The 20,131-nt window shown below is 33.9% G+C and carries 12 protein-coding genes and 1 pseudogene; all 13 read right to left on the bottom strand.

The genetic code is table 11. The annotated features are described in order from the left end of the window. A pseudogene (locus RC62_RS00005) lies at positions 1 to 405 on the bottom strand (hypothetical protein); the annotation flags it as partial. A 1,214-nt stretch (positions 406 to 1,619) separates the two neighbouring features. Continuing rightward, positions 1,620 to 2,360: a rhamnogalacturonan acetylesterase gene (locus tag RC62_RS00010; protein WP_055091356.1), complete on the bottom strand. Its 741-nt coding sequence runs from the start codon at positions 2,358 to 2,360 to the stop codon at positions 1,620 to 1,622. 249 nt (positions 2,361 to 2,609) lie between these two features. Beyond that, positions 2,610 to 3,953, bottom strand: a complete 1,344-nt coding sequence (locus RC62_RS00015; RefSeq protein WP_055091358.1) for a glycoside hydrolase family 28 protein — start codon at positions 3,951 to 3,953, stop codon at positions 2,610 to 2,612. Positions 3,954 to 4,047: 94 nt separating this feature from the next. Continuing rightward, positions 4,048 to 6,048, bottom strand: a complete 2,001-nt coding sequence (gene pelA / locus RC62_RS00020; protein WP_055091360.1) for a pectate lyase — start codon at positions 6,046 to 6,048, stop codon at positions 4,048 to 4,050. 233 nt (positions 6,049 to 6,281) lie between these two features. Further along, the gene (locus tag RC62_RS00025; protein ID WP_055091362.1) at positions 6,282 to 7,880 is read right to left on the bottom strand and encodes a glycoside hydrolase 43 family protein; all 1,599 of its coding nucleotides are present in this window, start codon (positions 7,878 to 7,880) and stop codon (positions 6,282 to 6,284) included. An 82-nt stretch (positions 7,881 to 7,962) separates the two neighbouring features. Then, positions 7,963 to 9,186 carry a glycoside hydrolase family 105 protein gene (locus RC62_RS00030; protein ID WP_055091364.1) on the bottom strand — a complete coding sequence of 408 codons (1,224 nt, stop codon included), beginning with the start codon at positions 9,184 to 9,186 and terminating at the stop codon, positions 7,963 to 7,965. A gap of 22 nt (positions 9,187 to 9,208) precedes the next feature. Next, the gene (locus RC62_RS00035; RefSeq protein ID WP_055091366.1) at positions 9,209 to 10,429 is read right to left on the bottom strand and encodes a glycoside hydrolase family 105 protein; all 1,221 of its coding nucleotides are present in this window, start codon (positions 10,427 to 10,429) and stop codon (positions 9,209 to 9,211) included. Positions 10,430 to 10,446: 17 nt separating this feature from the next. Further along, positions 10,447 to 11,649 carry a glycoside hydrolase family 105 protein gene (locus RC62_RS00040; protein WP_055091369.1) on the bottom strand — a complete coding sequence of 401 codons (1,203 nt, stop codon included), beginning with the start codon at positions 11,647 to 11,649 and terminating at the stop codon, positions 10,447 to 10,449. A 111-nt stretch (positions 11,650 to 11,760) separates the two neighbouring features. Then, positions 11,761 to 12,726, bottom strand: coding sequence for a DUF4861 family protein (locus tag RC62_RS00045; RefSeq protein WP_055091371.1), 966 nt, complete (start codon positions 12,724 to 12,726; stop codon positions 11,761 to 11,763). 13 nt (positions 12,727 to 12,739) lie between these two features. After that, a complete protein-coding gene (locus tag RC62_RS00050) occupies positions 12,740 to 13,675 on the bottom strand; it encodes an alpha/beta hydrolase (protein WP_055091606.1) in 936 nt (311 codons plus the stop codon). Between the two features lie 101 nt (positions 13,676 to 13,776). Beyond that, positions 13,777 to 15,462: a RagB/SusD family nutrient uptake outer membrane protein gene (locus RC62_RS00055; RefSeq protein ID WP_055091373.1), complete on the bottom strand. Its 1,686-nt coding sequence runs from the start codon at positions 15,460 to 15,462 to the stop codon at positions 13,777 to 13,779. An 11-nt stretch (positions 15,463 to 15,473) separates the two neighbouring features. Next, on the bottom strand, positions 15,474 to 18,578 hold the full coding sequence (locus tag RC62_RS00060) for a SusC/RagA family TonB-linked outer membrane protein (protein WP_055091375.1): 3,105 nt from the start codon (positions 18,576 to 18,578) through the stop codon (positions 15,474 to 15,476). Between the two features lie 32 nt (positions 18,579 to 18,610). After that, on the bottom strand, positions 18,611 to 20,050 hold the full coding sequence (locus tag RC62_RS00065) for a glycoside hydrolase family 28 protein (protein ID WP_055091377.1): 1,440 nt from the start codon (positions 20,048 to 20,050) through the stop codon (positions 18,611 to 18,613). Between the last annotated feature and the right edge of the window lie 81 nt (positions 20,051 to 20,131).

Here is a 20,131-nt window from a genome sequence, read left to right on the forward strand (position 1 = left end):
AACCGTTCCTGTAGTCGTATCTGTATAGATACTAACATTTTTTCCAGGGTAACCTGGTTCACCCTCTTTTCCCGGCGCACCTGCACCAGCCGAGGTACCGCCATTTCCTGTAATTTCACTTGCAAGCGCTATTCTATTCCATTTATTGTTTAACCAATAGTAATATCCTGGCGTCACATCTAAAGAAGTCGCTGTATTAAAAATTAATAAGCTTTCAGCCGGACTACTAATTTTACTTACATCTGTAGTATTTTCTAGTGCAATATTTGGAATTAAAACACCTCTATTTGATGCCTTAACATGTAATTGTGCTGAAGGATCAGGGTTATTTGTTCCAATACCTACTTGTGAGTAGGCAGAAAGACTTCCTAACACAAGAAATAATGGGAGTAATTTATTCTTCATAACTTTAATATTATGGGTTATTATTTATTTTTTACGTATTTCTTTATTCAAACAGTATTATTTGAAAGTGCAAAGGTCTATCGAAATACCACCCGCTTTAGCCTGTAGAAGTTTTTATACTTACAGATTAAGACAAATATTTACGTCTGATAAAAAAATACAAAAGTCTAAACAACAACACATTAACACCTAAACTATACAATATAGATGTCATGCCTTATTTAACGTTAATGAATTTTAAATTGTGGATTTTAAAACTATCCTGAGGAATCTCATAGAGAATCAAACAAGTACATCAGATCTGGTAACAATACCAGCAACATTATTTAATCTAATGCAAAATGGTATCAAAAAGCAGATACAAAATGTAATGAATGACAAGTAGGTTTGTAAATTTTAAGAAATTTACAGAAGGACTAGAAAAAGTAATTTAAAAAGAAATAAATAAACTTTCTTTTTTACTCATTACTAACAAAAAAAGAATTGAATGAAATATTAATCCTTTTATTAGAATAAAGGATTTTATATTATCAGAAACTATTTAGAAAAGAATTGAATCAAATTTAGTATCAATAAAATTATTATCAAACCATACAGCATTATTCTTGTTCCGTGCCAAAAAGTATTATTATCAGATTTCATTTTACTTCTTATTTATAATTTGATGTTCCTTCTTTTACTTAATTGTTGATTAGACAGTATATAGCCCCAAAAACTTAACAACGTCTAAAATTTTATCCTACTATAAATTAAAAACATGTTTATATACTGTCTAAAACAACAACAAAAAAAAATAATTATGAAACTTTTAATCCTCTCAATTAAGTAGTTTAGATTAGAAGTCAAATATCCTTTTAATTGCTCATCAATATTGTCCTTAAAAGTTTTTTAAATAATAGATTAGGACAAATTTTAAAATTCAAAAAGAAACAAGAGAAATACATATTCTGAATTCAGTTTTGAAGATCAAACGTACTAAAACAAAAGAGAGAGAACCTAAGTTCTCTCTCTTTCTAAATAATCATCAAAATATTTAAAGTAGAATATTAAGAATAAAAAAAACAATTAACTTACAACCACAAACTTAATATCTGTTGCAAATTTCTGAATCATTACCAACTCTTTTTACTTCTAAAAGTTTTTAAACTTGTAGTTTAAGACATTTATTATAGATTAGTGTTTTTTTAATTCAAATTGAGGTTAAAAATTTACTGCTACTTAATACTTTTTTTAAGTTTTTCGATAGAAGTATCTTCTAATAATCTAATCTGGTTTATTACAATTTGCGCAATAGACGTCGCTCCTTTTAAAGAAAGATGTGTATCATCTGCTTTATCTTTATCGTAATATGGATTTTCTCCTGCTTTAAAATGCAAATGCAATTGCTTTGATTTTTCCGGTCCATAAGATTGCTCCAGTAATTCGGTATAATATTCCAGGTCAATAAAAGGGACTTTGTATTCTTGTGCCACGAGTCTTGTTTCTAAAGGATACTCTCCATGAGTGGGTACCAAAACTCCTTTTTCATTAAAATTACGTCTTGCAATTGAAGTCAATAATATAGGTGTTGCCCCTTTTTCACGGGTTTGTTTTACAAAACGGATCAAATTGTATCGATAACTGGTGTGTGGATTTGTATATCGTGTAGAATCTTCTATTTTTTCATCGTTATGTCCAAATTCAATAAAAACATAATCTCCTTTTTTAAGCTTTTTATAAACAGAATCCCAACGTTTTTCATTAATGAAACTTTTGGTGCTTCTGCCATTTACAGCTTTATTTTCGATTGCGATATTTTCCTTAAAGAAAGGTTGTAAAACTTGTGCCCATCCATGTTCAGGATTTTTGTCCGGATCTTTTTTATTTGCCATTGTAGAATCACCAATTGTGTATACCGTTGTTTTTTGAGCGAAACTGGCTGTAGTGATTAGCAGGAGGATTATTAAATACTTCATAATTAGACTTCTTAGATTTTTAGACTACTTAGATTGTTGGACTTCTTAGATTGTTGGATTGTTAGACTACTTAGATTGTTGGACTTTTTAAATAGTGGTTACTTTGTGTTGTTTCTGGTGTGATCCTTCCTGCGTCAGGATGACAAGATTGTGATTACTTTGTGTAGACGCACTGCAGTGCGTCTCTACGGAAAATCTTTGTCCTTTGAACCTTTGTTACTTCGAACCTTTGCACCTACTAAAAAAGAACTATTTTGCTGCCGATGGAGTGGTTGCTTTTTCTCCAATAAAAACCTCATTTAATAACACATTTTCAGCATTTGTACTTGAGATTGCATTTTTGGCCCATTTTATCTCTATATTATTTAAGGAGATATTACGAACTTTTTTATCGGGAAATCCCTGAATTACAATTCCCGATGCCGTTGCTTTATTGCAGGTTATATTCGAAAAAGAAATATTCGATATTTCAGACTGGAAACCGTTTCCTTCTCCGTGATAATTTGCAGTGATATACAAACAATCTTCTACTTCATCGAGTTCTATATTTCGAACAAAAATATTTTTTATAAAACCTCCTCTGTCGGCATTGGTTTTTAAATAGATCCCTCTTTTTAAATATCCAATAGTTTTACAATTTTCTACGTATACATTTTGTACTCCTGCTGACATTTCACTTCCTATCACAACGCCATGTAAACCTTTGAAATTGCAATTTCTAATTACAATATTTTCACTGGGCGTAGCAGAGTTTGCTCTTCCTTCATGATCTCGTCCTGCTTTAATGGCAACATTATCATCACCATTATCAAAAGACACGTTTTCGATCAAAACATCTTTGGCATACTCCGGATCAATACCGTCATTATTATAATTTAATGACTTATAACTTATACCGCGAATGGTAATACTTTGGGATTTCAACAAATGTAAACACCAAAAAGGGGAATTTTCTATACGGATGTTTTCAACCAAAATATTTTTGCAATTAAAAAACTGAATCATCTGTGGACGTAAAAAATACCCATCGCCAAACTTTCTGTCTTTAATTGGAGTATTATTATGATTCATATCACGACTCCGGTTTTTTCCTGTTGCTTCTTTCGCCTTAAAGCTTTTCCAGGTCTTGCCTCCTTCTCCATCAATTGTTCCTTCGCCGGTTATGGCGATATTCGAGCATTCGTAGGCATAAATTAACGGACTGTAATTGTAAAGCATCGTACCTTCCCAACTGGTTAAAACCATGGGCAAATAATCTTCGGGTTTATCGCTGAATTTAATTTTTGCTCCTTTTTCTATTTTAAGGTTTACATTGCTTACAAAATGAATTGGACCGTTTATTTTATAAATTCCTCTGGGTACAATAATAGTTCCTCCGTTATTCTTTTTGCACAACGCCATGGCTTTGTCAAAGACTGTTTTGTTATTGGTTAGGGAATCTCCTTTAGCCCCCAACTTCAAAACATTAATTTGATAAGAAGGAATTACCGGAAGCTGAATTCTATTAACTATGGCATCTGCTTTTGCCGATGGAAATTCGTTGTTTTGTGCAAAAGAAGTGCACGAAATCAATAAAAGGAGTAAATATTTCATAGTTTATTTTTTAGTTGCTAAGCTACTAAGCTGCTAAATTTCTAAGATTATGACTTAAATTTTAAAAAACTTAGCATCTCAGTAACTTAGTGTCTTATTTCGAATACCAATTCACGATTGAATCTTTCAGAATATTTTCTATGGTATATTTTTGAGCTTCTTTTTTTGAAAGCTGATGCGACCATATAACTCTTTTTGTGGGTTGAAATCCTTCACCTTTACAATTATATTCAGCATACAAAGCATTCTTTTCTGCTTCTGGTTTCGACCAGTTTTCCCATCCTTCAGGTTTTATATGTTTTCCCATCTCACAATTGATATAAACAGTTTTAGCATAAATGCGCCATGGTCTTCCTAAATAAACTGATGTCGCTGATGGTTCAGCCGTAAGTTTGCAATCTTTAAAAACAAAACCAAAAGGCGTTCCTTCAGGTGTTGAAGCTGCTGTAATATAAGAGCTTTTTATACTATGGATTTCACAGTTTTCGAATAATGCAGTAGCGCTTCCAAAAATAAAATCAGTGGTACCTTCAATATAACAATCTTTAAAATATTGTTTTGCTTCTTTTCCCGACAGGTATAAAGTATCCTGGTTTCCTAAAATATTACAATTTAAAATTTTAGCACGATTTGCCACAACTGATAATGCAATTGCCTGACCTTTATCTCCTGAAGTATTTTTAATGGTTAAATTTAATGCTGTAAAATCATCTCCTTCAACCAAAACGGCTGGTGTATAAAAAGTACTATTTCGGCCTAAGCCAATTTTGGAGAAATTATCATCAAAAGTAATAATAGTTTGTTCTTTGCTTTCTCCCTGTAAAACTACCTTTGTATTCCATTCCGGAATTCGGACTTTTTCATTATAAATTCCGTTTTTCACATAAATGGTAACCTTTTCATAAGGAAATGCAGGGCACGCGTAAATAGCATCCTGAATTTTTGTGAAATCTCCGGAACCATCTTGTGCAACGGTAATTAAACTAATATTTTTTTTTTCTGAATCTGAAACTTTTGTTCCGTTTTTAGTCGCCCATGCTGTATATTTTTTCAGCACTTCTTTAGGAGCATCTGTATACCAGGAATAACCATTACGCCTTTCAGAACCTATTTCATCAATAGATTTTTTCCTGATTCCGTCGCGATCACAAAAGAAGGGTTCATTTGTGTTCAGGTCCATAAATCTTGCCCAAATTGGTGCCGCATTTTGTGTTACAATCATTTTTTTATCAATGATTTTTCCAACATCATTCAAAGTACGTTTTTCTTCAAGATTGGTGATTTTAGTTTTTTCAAACCAAACCTGAGCATTTTTAACTGCGGTAACTATCTCCGGCGAAGGTTTTTCTATCGACATTAAAAGCAATACAATTTTAGCCGACTCGTATCCGCTAAGGGAAGCCAGTTCAAAAGCTCTTGCATTTGCGGGAGCTAATGTAACCTCATCATGCTGAGCACACCAAGCTGTCAATATTTCGTTTTGTTTGTATTGGGTTTTTAAGATACAATCTATTCCTTTATCAAATGCCTGTTTTGTTTTCGCAACAATTTCCTTTGAAGGCTTTATGCTATAAAAATCAGTTTCTTCGCTTACCTGTTTCATGATGTTCATAATATTTACCATCGAATCATCATTATAGGTAATGTGGGTATAATATCCTTTTTTAAGCGGATAAAACTGAGGCCAGCCCCCATTATTGTATTGAGCTTCCAACAAATAATTAAGTCCTTTCAGAAACGATTGTTTGTAACGTTCGTCTTTTATCTGTGCATACATTTTAGACATAAAAAGCATTTCCTGACATGTAGCACCATTATCGGTCGTAATTTCATGTAAATCACTCTTTAATGCCATCAGTTTTTGTTTTTCTGTTTCAGTGAGCGGGTTTTGCATCTGAATATTTTTTGGCCATCCGCCAATGTCTCTTTGATAGAGCAAAACATTTTCGGCAATCTTTTTTGCTTCCTCAGTACCAAACCACGCTGCATCATTTTTACGAATGACATCAGACCAGTTTTTATAGGTGTTTTGGGCATTTATACTAAAACAAATGCTAAAGAAAACTAATGCTATATATTTTTTTAATTGATTCACTTGTATGTTTTTATTTTCACGCAGATTTTAAAAAGACCTAAGCAAATATGCGCAGATTATTATAAAAATAAATATGCTTAACGTGCAAATCTGTTCTAGCTTTCCAAAGTTTTTGTGTATTGATTTTTTTCTTTCACGCAGATTTGGCAGATTAAGCAGATTCCTTCGACTTAGTTGCTTTCTTACTTGCTTTTTTCCTTTGTTACTTTGTTCCTTTGTCCCTTTTTTCTAACCTACTTCGTAACTCTAAACCAATCAACGGCTACATTTCCTGAATCATTGGTAACTTTTTGGCTTAGTGCAAAAAGGCCTGTTTTGGCGCCAATCCATTTTCCTTCTTTAGAAACAAAATCAGTTCCTATTGACTGGTATTTTTTATCATCCAGGCTATAGAAGAAACTGCAAACGCCTGCTTTTTTAACTTTTACCCTGAGATAAATGGTATTGTTTGCTATTAAAACTGATGTTGTTTCTGTCTCTGCAACTTTTTTATCGAAAGTTCCGGTTTTCTGATTGAGATATAATTTTCCGTTGTCGTTTTTAAAGTTCAAATAACTATAATCCAATCCCATGATTATAAGTCCTGTCGATTCTCCGTTTAACCTTGTATTAAAGGTTAGTTTGGTTGTCACGGTAAATTCTTCGGCGGGAAATTTTTGAAGCAATAAATTTGGTGCATCAAAAATTTTCTGATTGTCTTTTAAAGTGGTCTGACAAAATAAATTAAGATATCCTAAACTGGTAGGAAACCCCCAATTGATTTGAGAATTTGCCTGCCATTGCCATTGCAATCCTAATTTGGGTTCATTAAACTCATCTGATTCTGCCGGAGTTTCTATTGGATATTTCTTGCCTACATTTGGTTTTTTGAATGTTGTAACGGGTTCTCCAATTCCGTTTTTATCGAAATCCTGTCCCATTACTGGCCAGTCTTTTTCCCATTTCATGGGCTGAAGATGAACAATCCTGCCGTAAGCGCCTTTATCCTGAAAATGTATAAACCAGTCTTCTCCGGTTTGTGTTTGTACCCAGGCACCCTGATGCGGACCATTTATAGCAGTTTTTCCCTGTTCTAGGACTTTCTTCGTTTCATAAGGACCATATACATTTTTTGATCTTAAAATAGTCTGCCATCCTGTAGCAACTCCGCCGGCAGGAGCAAAAATGTAATAGTAATTATTGCGTTTATAGAATTTTGGACCTTCAATTGTTCCTTCGCTCTCATGTCCGTCAATTACCATTACTTCATCATTGTTTGCAACTGTTCCTTCAGGATTCATACTGCAAACAACCAATAAACTTTTTATTTGTGCACGGCTTCCCGCAAAAGCATGAACGAGATATACTTTACCATCATCATCCCATAAAGGGCTTGGATCTATAAGTCCTTTTCCTGCTTTTACCAAAAGCGGTTCAGACCAAGGACCTTCTGCTTTTTTGGCTTTTATCATATAAATACCAAAATCAGGGTCCGGATAATAAATATAAAATTCATTATCATGAAAATTAATACTTGGTGCCCAAACCCCATTACCGTGCTGTACGCTATTAAAAGTTTCAAATGGAGGCTGTTTTGGCAAAGCATAACTTAAAATCTTCCAGTTTACAAGATCTTTAGAATGCAGAATTGGTAATCCGGGAATGCAATTAAAAGAGGATGCGGTCATATAAAAATCATCTCCTACACGAACGACATCAGGATCTGAATAATCGGCGTGAATAATAGGATTTGTATAGGTTCCGTTTCCATTATCCGGTATCCAGACCTGAGCAAAATTATTTTGTAGCTGGAGTACTGATAATAAGAGAAAGAGGACTTTTAAGTTTTTCATTTTTTGAATAATTACTTTGGTTAAACCCGAAAAGTTTTAAAAATATGTCGGGTTTCTTTTGAACTTAAAAAGTTGGTTTACATTATCTGTTTAATTCTAATGCAGCCAGAATAAAAGGTCCGGTTGCTTTAGGATCATTGTCTTTCTTTTTTTCATTTACATAATATTCATAAGTTCCGTCACGATATGGTGTACCACCCAAACCTGCTACCTGACAGCAATTTGTTAAAGTAATACCTCCGTCTTCGTCTACTTTTTTGATTAGGATTTTAGTCAATCCGTCGAAAGCTTTGTTTGCCAGTTTTTTATATTTTGCAGGTAAATATCCTTTGTTTACTCCTTTTGCAAAAGCATAAGCAAACATTGATGATCCTGAGGCTTCAAGATAATTTCCTTCTTTCCCTCCTTTATCTGTTACCTGATACCATAAACCAGATTTGTCCTGAACTTTAGCTAAAGCCTCACAAGCATTATTTAAATACTTTACTAATTCTTTTTGTTTTGGATGGTCTTTTGGCATATAATCCAACACATCAACAAGTGCCATAACATACCAGCCTAAGGCTCTTGACCAGAAGTTTGGTGAGTTACCTGTTTCTTTATTTGACCATGGCATTTGTTTGCTTTCATCCCAGGCATGGTATAATAATCCTGTTTTTGGATCTGTTGCATGCGCCTGGATTAACTCAAATTGTTTTGCGATATCATCAAAACTTTTTCCGTTTTCGAATGTCAGTGTATATTGTGCATAAAATGGTTCTCCCATGTACAAACCGTCTAACCACATTTGATTTGGATAAATTTGTTTGTGCCAGAATCCACCACTTGCAGTTCGTGGCTGTTCAGCAATTTGTTTGCGTACCAATTGCATTGCTTTTAAATATTTATCTTCTTTTGAGGTCGCATAAATATCAAAAAGCAAACGTCCGGGCACAACTAAATCAATATTATATTTATCGAATTCATACGTTTTTATTGTTCCGTCATTTTGTACCAGTTCATCTACATAACCTCTTATATAAGCTTTATATCGTGGATCAGGATTTTTTTTATGCAATTCTTCAATAGAGTGTAAAACCAAAGCATGAACATAATCCCATTTTGGTTTTTTAGAATCGTCGATCATGTATGCTTCAGGATGACGTTTCATCAAGGTCAAAGCCATTTTATCAGACCATTTTAAATCTTTAGAAATTACGATCTCTTTTTTTGCAGGTTCTTGCGAAGTTACTTTACAGCTTGTAAAAGCCATTAAACAAACTAACACTACCGATGCAAAATAACCTTGTCTTTTATTATTTTTCATTTTAAAATATATTTAAATTCTACTATTTTTCTAATTCAAGTGCTGCGAGAATAAAGGGCCCTAACCCATGTGAGTTATCTATTTTTATTTTCTCTTTGATATAATATTCATAAGAACCATCGCGATACGGATTGCCTCCTAATCCTGCACTGGCACAAACTTGTGTAATATGAATTTCTCCATCAGGATCTACTGTAATCAATTTATTAAGGAGACCGTCAAATCCTTTTTCGGCAAGTTTTTTATACTGTGATGGTAAATATCCTTTTTTTACTCCTTTTGCAAAAGCATAAACAAACATTTCAGATCCTGAGGCTTCAAGGTAATTTCCTTCTTTTGCTGCTGAATCTGTCACCTGATACCATAATCCTGAAGGATCCTGATATTTTGCAACTGCAGCCGAAATTTCATTTAGGTACTGAATTAATTCTTTTCTTTTTGGATGATTTTTTGGCATATAATCCAACACATCAACCAGTGCCATCATGTACCAGCCAATAGAACGTGACCAAAAATTAGGTGAAGTACCGGTTTCTTTATTTGCCCACGGCATTTGTTTGCTTTCATCCCAGGCATGAAAAAGCAAACCTGTATTTTTATCGATGGTATGCAGGTGTATTTGCTCAAACTGTTTTGCGATATCATCAAAATCTTTTCCTTTATTAAATTCTGTGCTGTAACGTGCATAAAATGGTGTTCCCATATACAAACCATCAAGCCACATTTGGTACGGATAGATTTTTTTATGCCAGAATCCGCCTGAATTTGTTCTGGGATGTGTTTCTAATTGTTTTCTTAATGTTTGCATGGCAATTAAATACCTCTTGTCTTTTGTTCTTTTGTAGAGATCAAAAAGTATTTTACCGGCATTTACATTATCGATATTGTAATCTTCGAGTTTATAATTCATGATTTCTCCTGAACTATTAATTACCGTTTCTCCGTATTCGTTTACGTAATTGGCATAAACAGGATTTTTTGTCTTTTTGTAAAGTTCTTCAAAAGACATCGTTACCAAACCTAGTTTATAATCCCATTTAGGTTTCTCGTTATTATCGATTTGCCAGGCTTTTGGCGCACGTTTTATAATAGAAAGAGCCATTCGTTCTGACCATTTTAAATCTTTAGAAATTACAACTTCTTTCTTTGCAGATTCCTGAGCAGTAATTTCACCAACCGAAAATACCATCAGGCTTACTAACATGACTGAAGCAGCATAAATTTTCTTTCTATTATGTATCATTTTAAAATGCTTAATGGTTATTTATTCAATTCGATTGCGCTCAGCAAAAATGCTGCTAAAGCCGGCGAGCTATTGTCTTTTGTTTTACTGTTGATGTAATATTCATTAGTACCATCGCGAAAAGGTTTTCCTCCCAATCCAACATTCGATGAAACATTCGAAATAATGATTTGTCCTTTCTCGTCTTTTTTAACGAATTCTTTTAGATAGGCATCAAATGATTTTTGGGCAGTCTTTTTATACGATGAGACTAAATATCCTTTGTCTGCCCCTTTTGCCATACTATAAATAATCATGGCTGATGACGACGATTCTAAATAATTTCCTTTTAATTCCGGTTTATCTGCTACCTGATACCATAAACCTGATTTGCTTTTATGCTGATCTGCACTTTTTGCAATCTGATTCAAATATCCAACCAGCGTTTTATACTGCGGATGTGTCTTTGGATAATAATCTAATGTTTCTGTCAAAGCCATCATGTACCAGCCAATACCGCGTCCCCAAATGGTTGGCGATGTTCCAGTTTCAGGATTTGCCCACACAATTTCTTTACTTTCATCCCAAGCCTGATATACCAAACCTGTTTTTTTATCTCTAAGGTGATTTTGTACCAATTCAAATTGTTTTGCAATATCATCCAGTGCTTTTCCATTTTCAAACTTTACTGTGTATTGTGTATAAAATGGTTCTGCCATGTACAAACCGTCAATCCACATTTGATTGGGATAAATTTGTTTGTGCCAAAATCCACCACTTGCTGTTCTGGGCTGAGTTTCAAGCTGTGCCCTCAGTTGTTGTATAACTTTTAGATAGCGATTGTCTTTTGTTATCTCATATAAATTAAATAATAATTTTCCGGGATTTGCACAATCAATATTATATTCTTTTATATCATATTTTTTGATATTCCCCTCTGCATCAATCATTTCATCAGCATAATCTTTGATATAATCGAGGTACTTTTTATCGTTTGTTTTTTGATATAACTTTTCAAAACCAGATAATACAAGTCCCATTTTATAATCCCATTTTGGCTTTTCGGTTCCATCGATCTGATACGCCTTTGGATATTTATTCAAAATGGTAATGGCTGTTCTTTCTGACCATTTCAGTTTATCCGCCAGAACAGGATTTTCATTCGTCTGTGCGATTGTTTTACTGCTAAAAATCAATAGCAAAACGATTAAATGGATATTCTTAAAAGACGATTTAGACATGTTTTCTATATATTGAAAATAATTTTTCCCGCAGATTCAGCAGATAGAGCAGATTTTTTTTCTCTCTTTTCTCTTTCCTCTATTCTCTTTCCTCTATTCTCTTTCCTCTAACTACATTTTACCTTTTTTGTTCAGTACTTCTAATTGTGCATCTAAATATTTTACAAATTCTTCTTTAGATTTAATTCCGTTTGGTTCTTGTTCCCAAGCTCCCAGAAAGTAAAAAGAAGTTGCTTTTGTGGTTGGTTTAAAAACCAAAAGGTAATCTAAATCTGTATCAGCAACGTTTTCGATCGTATTGGTTTGATAAAAAATCGCCATTCCTAATTTGTCCGGAACTAATGATTGTTCACCGTAAGTCGCTAAATAAGCCCATTTTTTATTTTTACTTTCTTTCCTGAAGGTTTCCGTATTTTTTTGCTTTACGATTCCGGTACAGATTCCTTTAATTTCTTTAGATGCCTGAATGGTGTGTTGCGTGTAAAGCTGATCTGGTTTAATCGTTAGTACAGATGTAAAATTGATTTTATCAGCTGCTGTTTTCCAGCCGTAATAATTCACTTTTACACCAGATTCGTTTGTTTTATTGACTACACTTGCAATAGTAGAATCAACTTCACGGAAGTGTAATTTTTCGTTGTTTAAATAACGATCGATAGATCCAATTCCGATTCCTTTTCCTGCTTTCAGGATATCTGCTCCCCAATCGCTCATATTATGATACGAATCAAAATTATCCTGACCCACTAATGGCAGAATATTTGCCGAAGTTTTCTTCCCGAAAATGTCAATTGCATTTCTCCAATCCAGGTACAAACGATACCCAATTCGGTTGCTTTCCCAACCCGGACCTTCATAACGAATATCAAAAGAATGGTCTGTATGTTCCGGAGCCAGTTTTAGTCTTTCAACATTTTTAAAAACAGTTCCCCCAATATATTTACGTCCTTCCCATTTTCCATCTGTTTTTGCAGATATTTCGGCATATGTCTTAGCGGTTTTTATATCGTATTTTTGAGCATTTACTGCTGTTATACCCACTAAAAATAAGGTTGCTAATGTGATTTTCGTTTTCATCTTTTATTGTAAATTATTTAAATATTCTGTCTAAAAATTGTGTGGTATATTGTACTGTTTCATCAAACCAGGGTTCAAAAAACCAAAAGGAATGTGGGGAATTTTCTATGGTGTGTACTTCATTATAAATCTTATTTTGATTTAAAATCGCAATCATATCATCTCTTCCTGCATGAAATCTCGGGATACTACTGTTGATAAATAGTATTGGAGGTGTATTTTTATCGGTGTGATTTAATGCTGATGCTTGTTTCCAGTTTTCTGTTTTTTCATCATAAGAACCTCCAAGCCAAAACGATGCCATTTCTCCTTCTGAAGATTCAGGATGTCTAAATGCTAAAACTCCATCTACATTGATAATTGCATTTACTTTTGATGATGATTTGCTTTTATTTAAAGGATCATCAAAAGCAGGCTTTTCATTTGTAGTACCAATCAAAGCTGCCATTTGACCTCCCGAAGAGCATCCTAAAACCGCAATTTTGCCTGGATCTACATTGAATTTCTTTGCGTTATCTTTTATAAATTTAATTGCATTTTTTACATCATAAACTCCGTTTGGATATTTTGCCTCAAGCGATAATCTGTATTCTACTGTAAAACACGAATATCCTTTTGAAGCGATTTCCTGTGCTAAAAAATTCATCTGGCTTTTATTTCCGGAACGCCATCCGCCGCCGTGAATCATAACTACAGCAGGATTTTGCTTTTTTGATTTATTGATAAAACCATCAATATGCAATGTTCTTTCTTTTGTTTTGAAATAAACGACATCATAAACTTCATCAACATTCTTGTTTTTACCAACAACAGGAATTGTGATCGCAGGATATTTTTTTATCAATTTATTGTATGTACTTTTTACAGTATATGATGTATCTACACTGTAAGATTGCTGCGCTGAAACTACGCCTGAAAACAACAATAAAAGGAATACAATTTTTCGCATTAAAATCATCTATTTTATTGAGTTAAGAAAGGAGCCCGATTCATGATCGAACTCCTTTTTAACTTTCTTCAAAAAACTAAGCCTCAAAAATTTTAAAATTACTAATAACCAGGATTCTGAGGGAAATCCTTATTTTGATTTAAATCTAATGCCGTTTGTGGTATTGGTCTTAAAATTTTAAGTTTACCATCTACTCCCACAAAATTTGCAGCTTTGATTTTATAATTATAAGCCGATGCTCTTGCTACCAATGTTCCGGTACGTTTTAAATCGAACCAGCGTTTGTATTCTCCTACAAGTTCTCTTCCTCTTTCGTCTAGAATATAATCGATATTAAACTGAGCAGCTGTTGCATTTGCTACACCAGCTCTTCTTCTTACTTCGTTTAAACGATCTAAACCTGTTGCCGGGTTTCCAGCTTTTAAATATGCTTCTGCCGCTACTAAATAAGTTTCACCAAGTCTTGATATAATAATATCTCTTGTACTTACAGGACCTGTACTTGATGGTGTTGTTGGATTTGCATCGTCAAATTTCTTAACCGGAATTGTATAACAGTCCAGATTTTGGATTAAAGTATGTGCTGCAGAATATTCTCCCCAAGGATGGTATACAAATGTGGCCGATTTTCTGGAAGCATTTGCAGTATTCCATGCTGCTTTATCAGCTGGTGTGAACCATTTTGGCTCATAAAAATGTCTCACTTTTACCGCACTTGCATTTGTAGGTCTATAATAAGGATAATATAGAGTTGTTTTTGCTTTACCATCAACAGTTACTGTTTCTTCCAGAATTTCTGTCATAAAAGTAGCATCCCATCTTTTGTCGCCTTTTTCATACAATCCTAATGTATAATCAGTTGGGCATAAATTGTAGCTTCTTAACGGAGCTCCAGTTTCTGCACCTCCTAAATACGAACTAAAATAATAAAACTGATTGTTACCTAATGTTGTAGGACTTGTACTTGTAGAATTTTTATCATATTGAACAGAGAAAATGGTTTCTGCATTCAAATCGTTATCACTGGTTGCAGTCGTAACAAATAATTGATTAAAAGGGATATTTAGAGCTTGTCCTGCAATTGCTGCATCTGCGTACGCTGCTGCTTTTGTAAAATCAGCCGGAGTACCAAAAGTTTCGTAACCTCTTGTTAAATAAACTTTTGCCAATAAATCGTTTACAGCTCTTTTATTTACTTTTCCTGATGCAGCATAAGCTGCAGTTCCTACAGATGCCAAAGAAGCATCCAGATCTGCTATAATTTGTGTGTAAACTTCTTCGGCAGTATTTCTTTTAAAAGATAAAACCGGAGTCGTAATATTATCCAGCACAATTGGAACTCCACCGTAAGTCTGAACTAATAAAAAATAAGCATTTGCTCTTAAATAACGTGCTTCACCAACAAGCGTATTTAAGTTTGATGTTTGCTCTGTTAAAGTCGAATAATATAATGTTTTATTTACTGACTGAATTTGCTGATAACATGAAATATACAACTCATCAACATTACTTGACGACGGAATTAATAATGTATATTGGCTTAAGCCGGCTGGTTCAGGAGTTCTTCCTTCCGCATACATATCTGTACCTGATTCAAACAACCATGGATTTCCTCCATAAATTCCTTTAAGCCACGCATAGTTTGAATTTACCAATAACTGAAACCCTGATGCTGTTTTATAAGTAGCATCTGCGGGAACGTTAGAAAGGCTCTCTTCTTCAATATAGTCACTACATGAACTCAAAGCAGTAATGATTATTCCTAAAATTAATAGTATCTTTTTCATTTTATATCTTATTAAAATTTAACACTTAATCCCAATTGCGTAGTAACAGATGCCGGACGGTTTACACCAAAAGCAGAACCGGCCCATTCCGGATCATATCCGTCAAAATCTGTAAATACAAATGGGTCAAGAACATTTATGTAAATTCTAAAATTACTCATTTTCAACTTTTTAAGTAAATCTGAATTGAAAGTGTATCCTAAAGAGATATTTTTAATTTTAACATAAGATACATCTCTGTAATATCCAAATAATGAAGTCCAATATGCTCCTGCACCAGTAGCAACCGGTCCCGGTCTTGGGTTTGAATTATTTGCATTTGCCGGAATACCTGTACCATTAGTTGGAATAAAATAATCCATAGCCAATTTTTGACGACCTCTGTCGCTTACATCAGCAAAGTTTTGATGAAAAGTACTCAAAACAGTTTGTCCCTGGCTTGTTAACACTGAGAAATTAAAATCAAACTGTCCAACTGTTAATTTAGAATATAAACTTCCCTGCCATTCCGGATTTGCATTACCAATTACAGTTCTGTCATCCTGATTGAATTTACCATCTCCGTTTAAATCTTTTGGTCTTGCCTGACCTGGAGCCATACCGTAAGATGCTGCCTGAGCTGCTTCGCTTTCCTGCCAAACACCATCATAAACATAATTGTAATTTGGATTTAATTCTGATCCTAAAATCAGTTTATTACCAATATCACTTACCTGATCCTGATTGTAAATTGACTCTAATTTATTTACGTTTTTAGTAAACGTAAATGTTGTTTCCCAATTTACGTTTTTAGATACAATATTTTTAGTCGTTAATAAAACCTCTACCCCTTTGTTACTAACAGAACCCACATTTGAGAAGGTATTTTTCCATCCTGATTCAGAAGGTAATTGTTGTTTGTAAATTAACTTATCAGATAATCTGTCGTAAACATCTACACTACCCGAAATTCTGTTTTTTAAGAATCCATAGTCAAGACCAAAGTTAAGTTCTCTTGTTTTTTCCCACGTTAATTGTTGGTTTGCTAAATTTTCAGACTGCCATCCCGAAACCACATTTGCTCCGTTTGCATAAAAAGTCTGTTGATTTAATAAAGCCTGAGATGTGTAAGGCGCCACGTTATCGTTTCCTGTATATCCTAAACTTGCTCTAAGTTTCAAGTCAGAAATTACGGAATTATTTTCTAAGAAAGCTTCTTTACTTATTTTCCAGCCTAAAGCAACTGATGGAAAGTTTTGCCATTTATTGTCTTCTGATAATACAGAAGAACCATCCCATCTATTTGATGCAGTCAATAAATATTTATCCCTGAACGTATAGTTTAAACGAACAGCATATGAACTCAACGTATTTTTTGCATATCCTGAACTCAAATTATAACTAGTCTGAACTCCTGAACCCATATTATTTGATCCAACATCAAAAGGTTGATTGTTAGAATATAAATAAGACGTTTCATCAACATTTGAATAGATACTTTGTAATAATAATACACTAAAATCATGTACGTCATTAAAAGTATGTTTTAAATCGATTTGATTATCCCAGGTATAATTAAAGTTATTGAAGTTCTTAATAGATGCTGAATTTTTACCGTTTAAGGTAACTCCTGCATTTGTTTGTGCTCCATAAGCTGTGCTGGTAACCGTATTTTCTATTCCTGCAGCAAATGTTGTTTTGAATGTAAACCATTTTATAGGTTGATATTGTAAATAAACATTTCCTACTGTCTGCCATGTTTTTTCTGTTTGCGATGAATTTGCAATCTCAACTAACGGGTTCACTGTACTCGTTTTATTAATAGCCCATGAACCATCAGGGTAAGTAAGTTTTCCAGGCAAAAAGAATAAAGTACCTACTTTTTCATTTCCTGCTGCATCAACAGCCCAAGGAGACATAAGCGGACTTAACCTGAAAGCATCCTGCATGGCTAAATCGCTTCCTAATTGTGTATCAAGGCGCGCAATTGTAACATTTGCTCCTGTAGAAAATTTATCATTTATTTTATGGTTTAAACCTATTTTGAATGAATATTTATCAGTTGAATCATTGTCTATAAGTCCCTTGTCACTCTGAACACCAAAACCTAAGTTATAGCTTAAACCTGAATCTGAACGTCCTGAAATATTCAAATAATTATTCTCTGTCATTCCTGATTTAAGTACGGCATCATACCAATCATAATTATAACCACTTTTAGCTCTTGAAACTAATAACGGACTTTGATTTCCTGCCAATGTAGCCAATTGTGCAGGTGTTTGAGTTGCTGGTGTAGCGCTCATATAAGCTACCTGATGAAATTTCCACCATTCTTCGCCTGACATCATTTTTGGCAATCTTGCAGCCGTTTTAGTTCCGTAAGAAGTGTCATAAGTAACACTTATACCAGATTTAGCACTTATACCGCTTTTAGTCGTTACAATAATAACTCCTGAAGCTCCTCTTGAACCATAAATTGCAGCAGAAGAAGCATCTTTTAAGACATCCATTCTGGCAATATCCTGCGGATTCAAAAAGTCAATTCCATCAGTAGGCACACCATCAACAATATACAAAGGAGAAGATCCTATCAAAGAGTTATTTCCTCTGATCACTACTTTAAATCCGTCACCTGAACGTCCTGAACTCGATGAAATCTGAACACCAGGTGTGCTTCCCTGAATTGCTTCAAGCGCACTTGTTGTATTTCTTTCTGTTATTGTAGCAGCATTAATGGTACTTACTGAACCTGTAAGATCTGTTTTTTTCACAGATCCATATCCCACAACAACAACTTCGTTTAGTGAGTTTGACTGCTCGGCAAGGCTAACATTTACTTTAGATTTTCCTGCAATACTCACTTCCTGAGTCTGAAAACCCAAATAGCTAATAATTAAGATAGCCTTATTGTTAGTTACATTAATTTTAAAACTTCCCTCAAAGTCTGTAGAGGTACCGTTTTTAGTTCCTTTTTCCTGGACATTTACACCTGGTAGTGATAATCCTGCCGCATCGGTGATTTTTCCTTCTATCGTAGTCGACTGAGCATAAATTGTGGAGCTCAACACGAAATTCAGGAAAAATAAAAATACAAAATTGTATTTTATTTTTTTCTTTGGTAATTGTTTAAAGTTCATAATGGTTTTAATAGTTTGGTTAATTGATAGTTTTAATTTTTAATCGTTTCTACTTTTTTTTCATTCACATTTGTGTTTATAAAATTGACATTCTTTACATTTTTCAATAAATAGGGTTTGCCTACTTTTTCTATTACTACATTTTTAAGTGTAATATTTTCTACTGGGGATTCTTCATATCCTTCTGCCCAGACTCCATACTTTCCTCCATTTTTCACGGTAACATTTTCAAGATTTATGTTCCTGACTGTTGGTATGAAATTTCCGGTTTGCGAACCGTATACATTATAAAACATGGTTACCAGTAAAACACATTCTTTTACTGTTCCTACTTTTAGGTTCCTGACAAATACATCTTCTATAACTCCGCCTCTTTTTGAATTTGTTTTGATACGAATCGCACGATCCAGGTTAGGACTGTCCATTACACAATTGTCTACAAAAACATTATTTACACCAGCAGATATTTCACTTCCCATTACTACTCCGCCATGACCATCGATCATTTTACAATTTTGCACAATGATATTTTTACTAGGTATTGCTACTCTTCTTCCATCGGCATCACGTCCTGATTTTATAGCGATACAATCGTCTCCGGTATTAAAAATGCAGTTTTTTATAAGTACATTTTGGGAATATTCCGGATCGCAGCCATCATTATTTGGTCCGTGGCTGTTTACGGTAACACCATCAATAATGATATTATTTGTTTTTATGGGATGTAAAATCCAAAACGGAGCATTAATTATTGTAATATCTTTTACTAACGCTGTATTACACTCAAAAAATTCTATAAAGTTTGGTCGTAAATAACGTCCTTCGCCAAACACTCTTTCAGCAACCGGAACATTTTTCTCTGCCATATCAACCAGTACTTCACGATTTTGCGGATCATTTTGCGACGGAATTCCTTTTTTCCAGCCATAATCTTTACCTCCTGACCAAATCCACCAGTTTGTAGCATTGGCTTGTCCGTTTAGGGTTCCTTTTCCTGTTATGGCAACATTGGTTTTGTTTTTAGCATATATAAGAGGAGAATAATTCATTAATTCAGTTCCTTCAAATGAAGTATGGACTATTGGATACTCTTTTGGATCAATGCTAAAAAGTATTTCAGCGTTATCTTCTAAGTGTAAATTGACATTGCTTTCTAAATGTATCGGACCTGTAAGATATTTTCCGTTAGGTACTAAAACTTTTCCTCCGCCATTTTGAGCACATGCTTTAATCGCTTTTTCAAAAGCCTGAGTGTTTGATGTTTTTCCATCTGCAACAGCACCAAAATCATTAATATTAAATGTCTTGTCCGGAAATTGAGTAGAAGGAATACTTTTTATGATTGATTCCATTTTTCTCCAGGGATCAGAATCAGAAATTTTTGAAGCCTGCGTACCACATGAAGAAACTATTATAGCAACTGCGCTGGAGATGAAAAGAGTTTTAAGTGCTATAAATTTATTTACAATCATTAGTGTAGTATTTTATTGTTTAGCATTCAAATCAATACATAGATGTAATCGATTACACGAAAGTATAAAATAAGTTCTTAC

The sequence above is a fragment of the Flavobacterium aquidurense genome (assembly GCF_001404985.1).
Taxonomy (GTDB): domain Bacteria; phylum Bacteroidota; class Bacteroidia; order Flavobacteriales; family Flavobacteriaceae; genus Flavobacterium; species Flavobacterium aquidurense_B.

Bases quoted from the DNA above. Each gene is read 5' to 3' on its own strand.
- RC62_RS00010 (WP_055091356.1), bottom strand. From the start codon at position 2,360: ATGAAGTATTTAATAATCCTCCTGCTAATCACTACAGCCAGTTTCGCT.
- RC62_RS00015 (WP_055091358.1), bottom strand. From the start codon at position 3,953: ATGAAATATTTACTCCTTTTATTGATTTCGTGCACTTCTTTTGCACAA.
- RC62_RS00025 (WP_055091362.1), bottom strand. From the start codon at position 7,880: ATGAAAAACTTAAAAGTCCTCTTTCTCTTATTATCAGTACTCCAGCTA.
- RC62_RS00030 (WP_055091364.1), bottom strand. From the start codon at position 9,186: ATGAAAAATAATAAAAGACAAGGTTATTTTGCATCGGTAGTGTTAGTT.
- RC62_RS00035 (WP_055091366.1), bottom strand. From the start codon at position 10,429: ATGATACATAATAGAAAGAAAATTTATGCTGCTTCAGTCATGTTAGTA.
- RC62_RS00040 (WP_055091369.1), bottom strand. From the start codon at position 11,649: ATGTCTAAATCGTCTTTTAAGAATATCCATTTAATCGTTTTGCTATTG.
- RC62_RS00045 (WP_055091371.1), bottom strand. From the start codon at position 12,726: ATGAAAACGAAAATCACATTAGCAACCTTATTTTTAGTGGGTATAACA.
- RC62_RS00050 (WP_055091606.1), bottom strand. From the start codon at position 13,675: ATGCGAAAAATTGTATTCCTTTTATTGTTGTTTTCAGGCGTAGTTTCA.
- RC62_RS00055 (WP_055091373.1), bottom strand. From the start codon at position 15,462: ATGAAAAAGATACTATTAATTTTAGGAATAATCATTACTGCTTTGAGT.
- RC62_RS00060 (WP_055091375.1), bottom strand. From the start codon at position 18,578: ATGAACTTTAAACAATTACCAAAGAAAAAAATAAAATACAATTTTGTA.
- RC62_RS00065 (WP_055091377.1), bottom strand. From the start codon at position 20,050: ATGATTGTAAATAAATTTATAGCACTTAAAACTCTTTTCATCTCCAGC.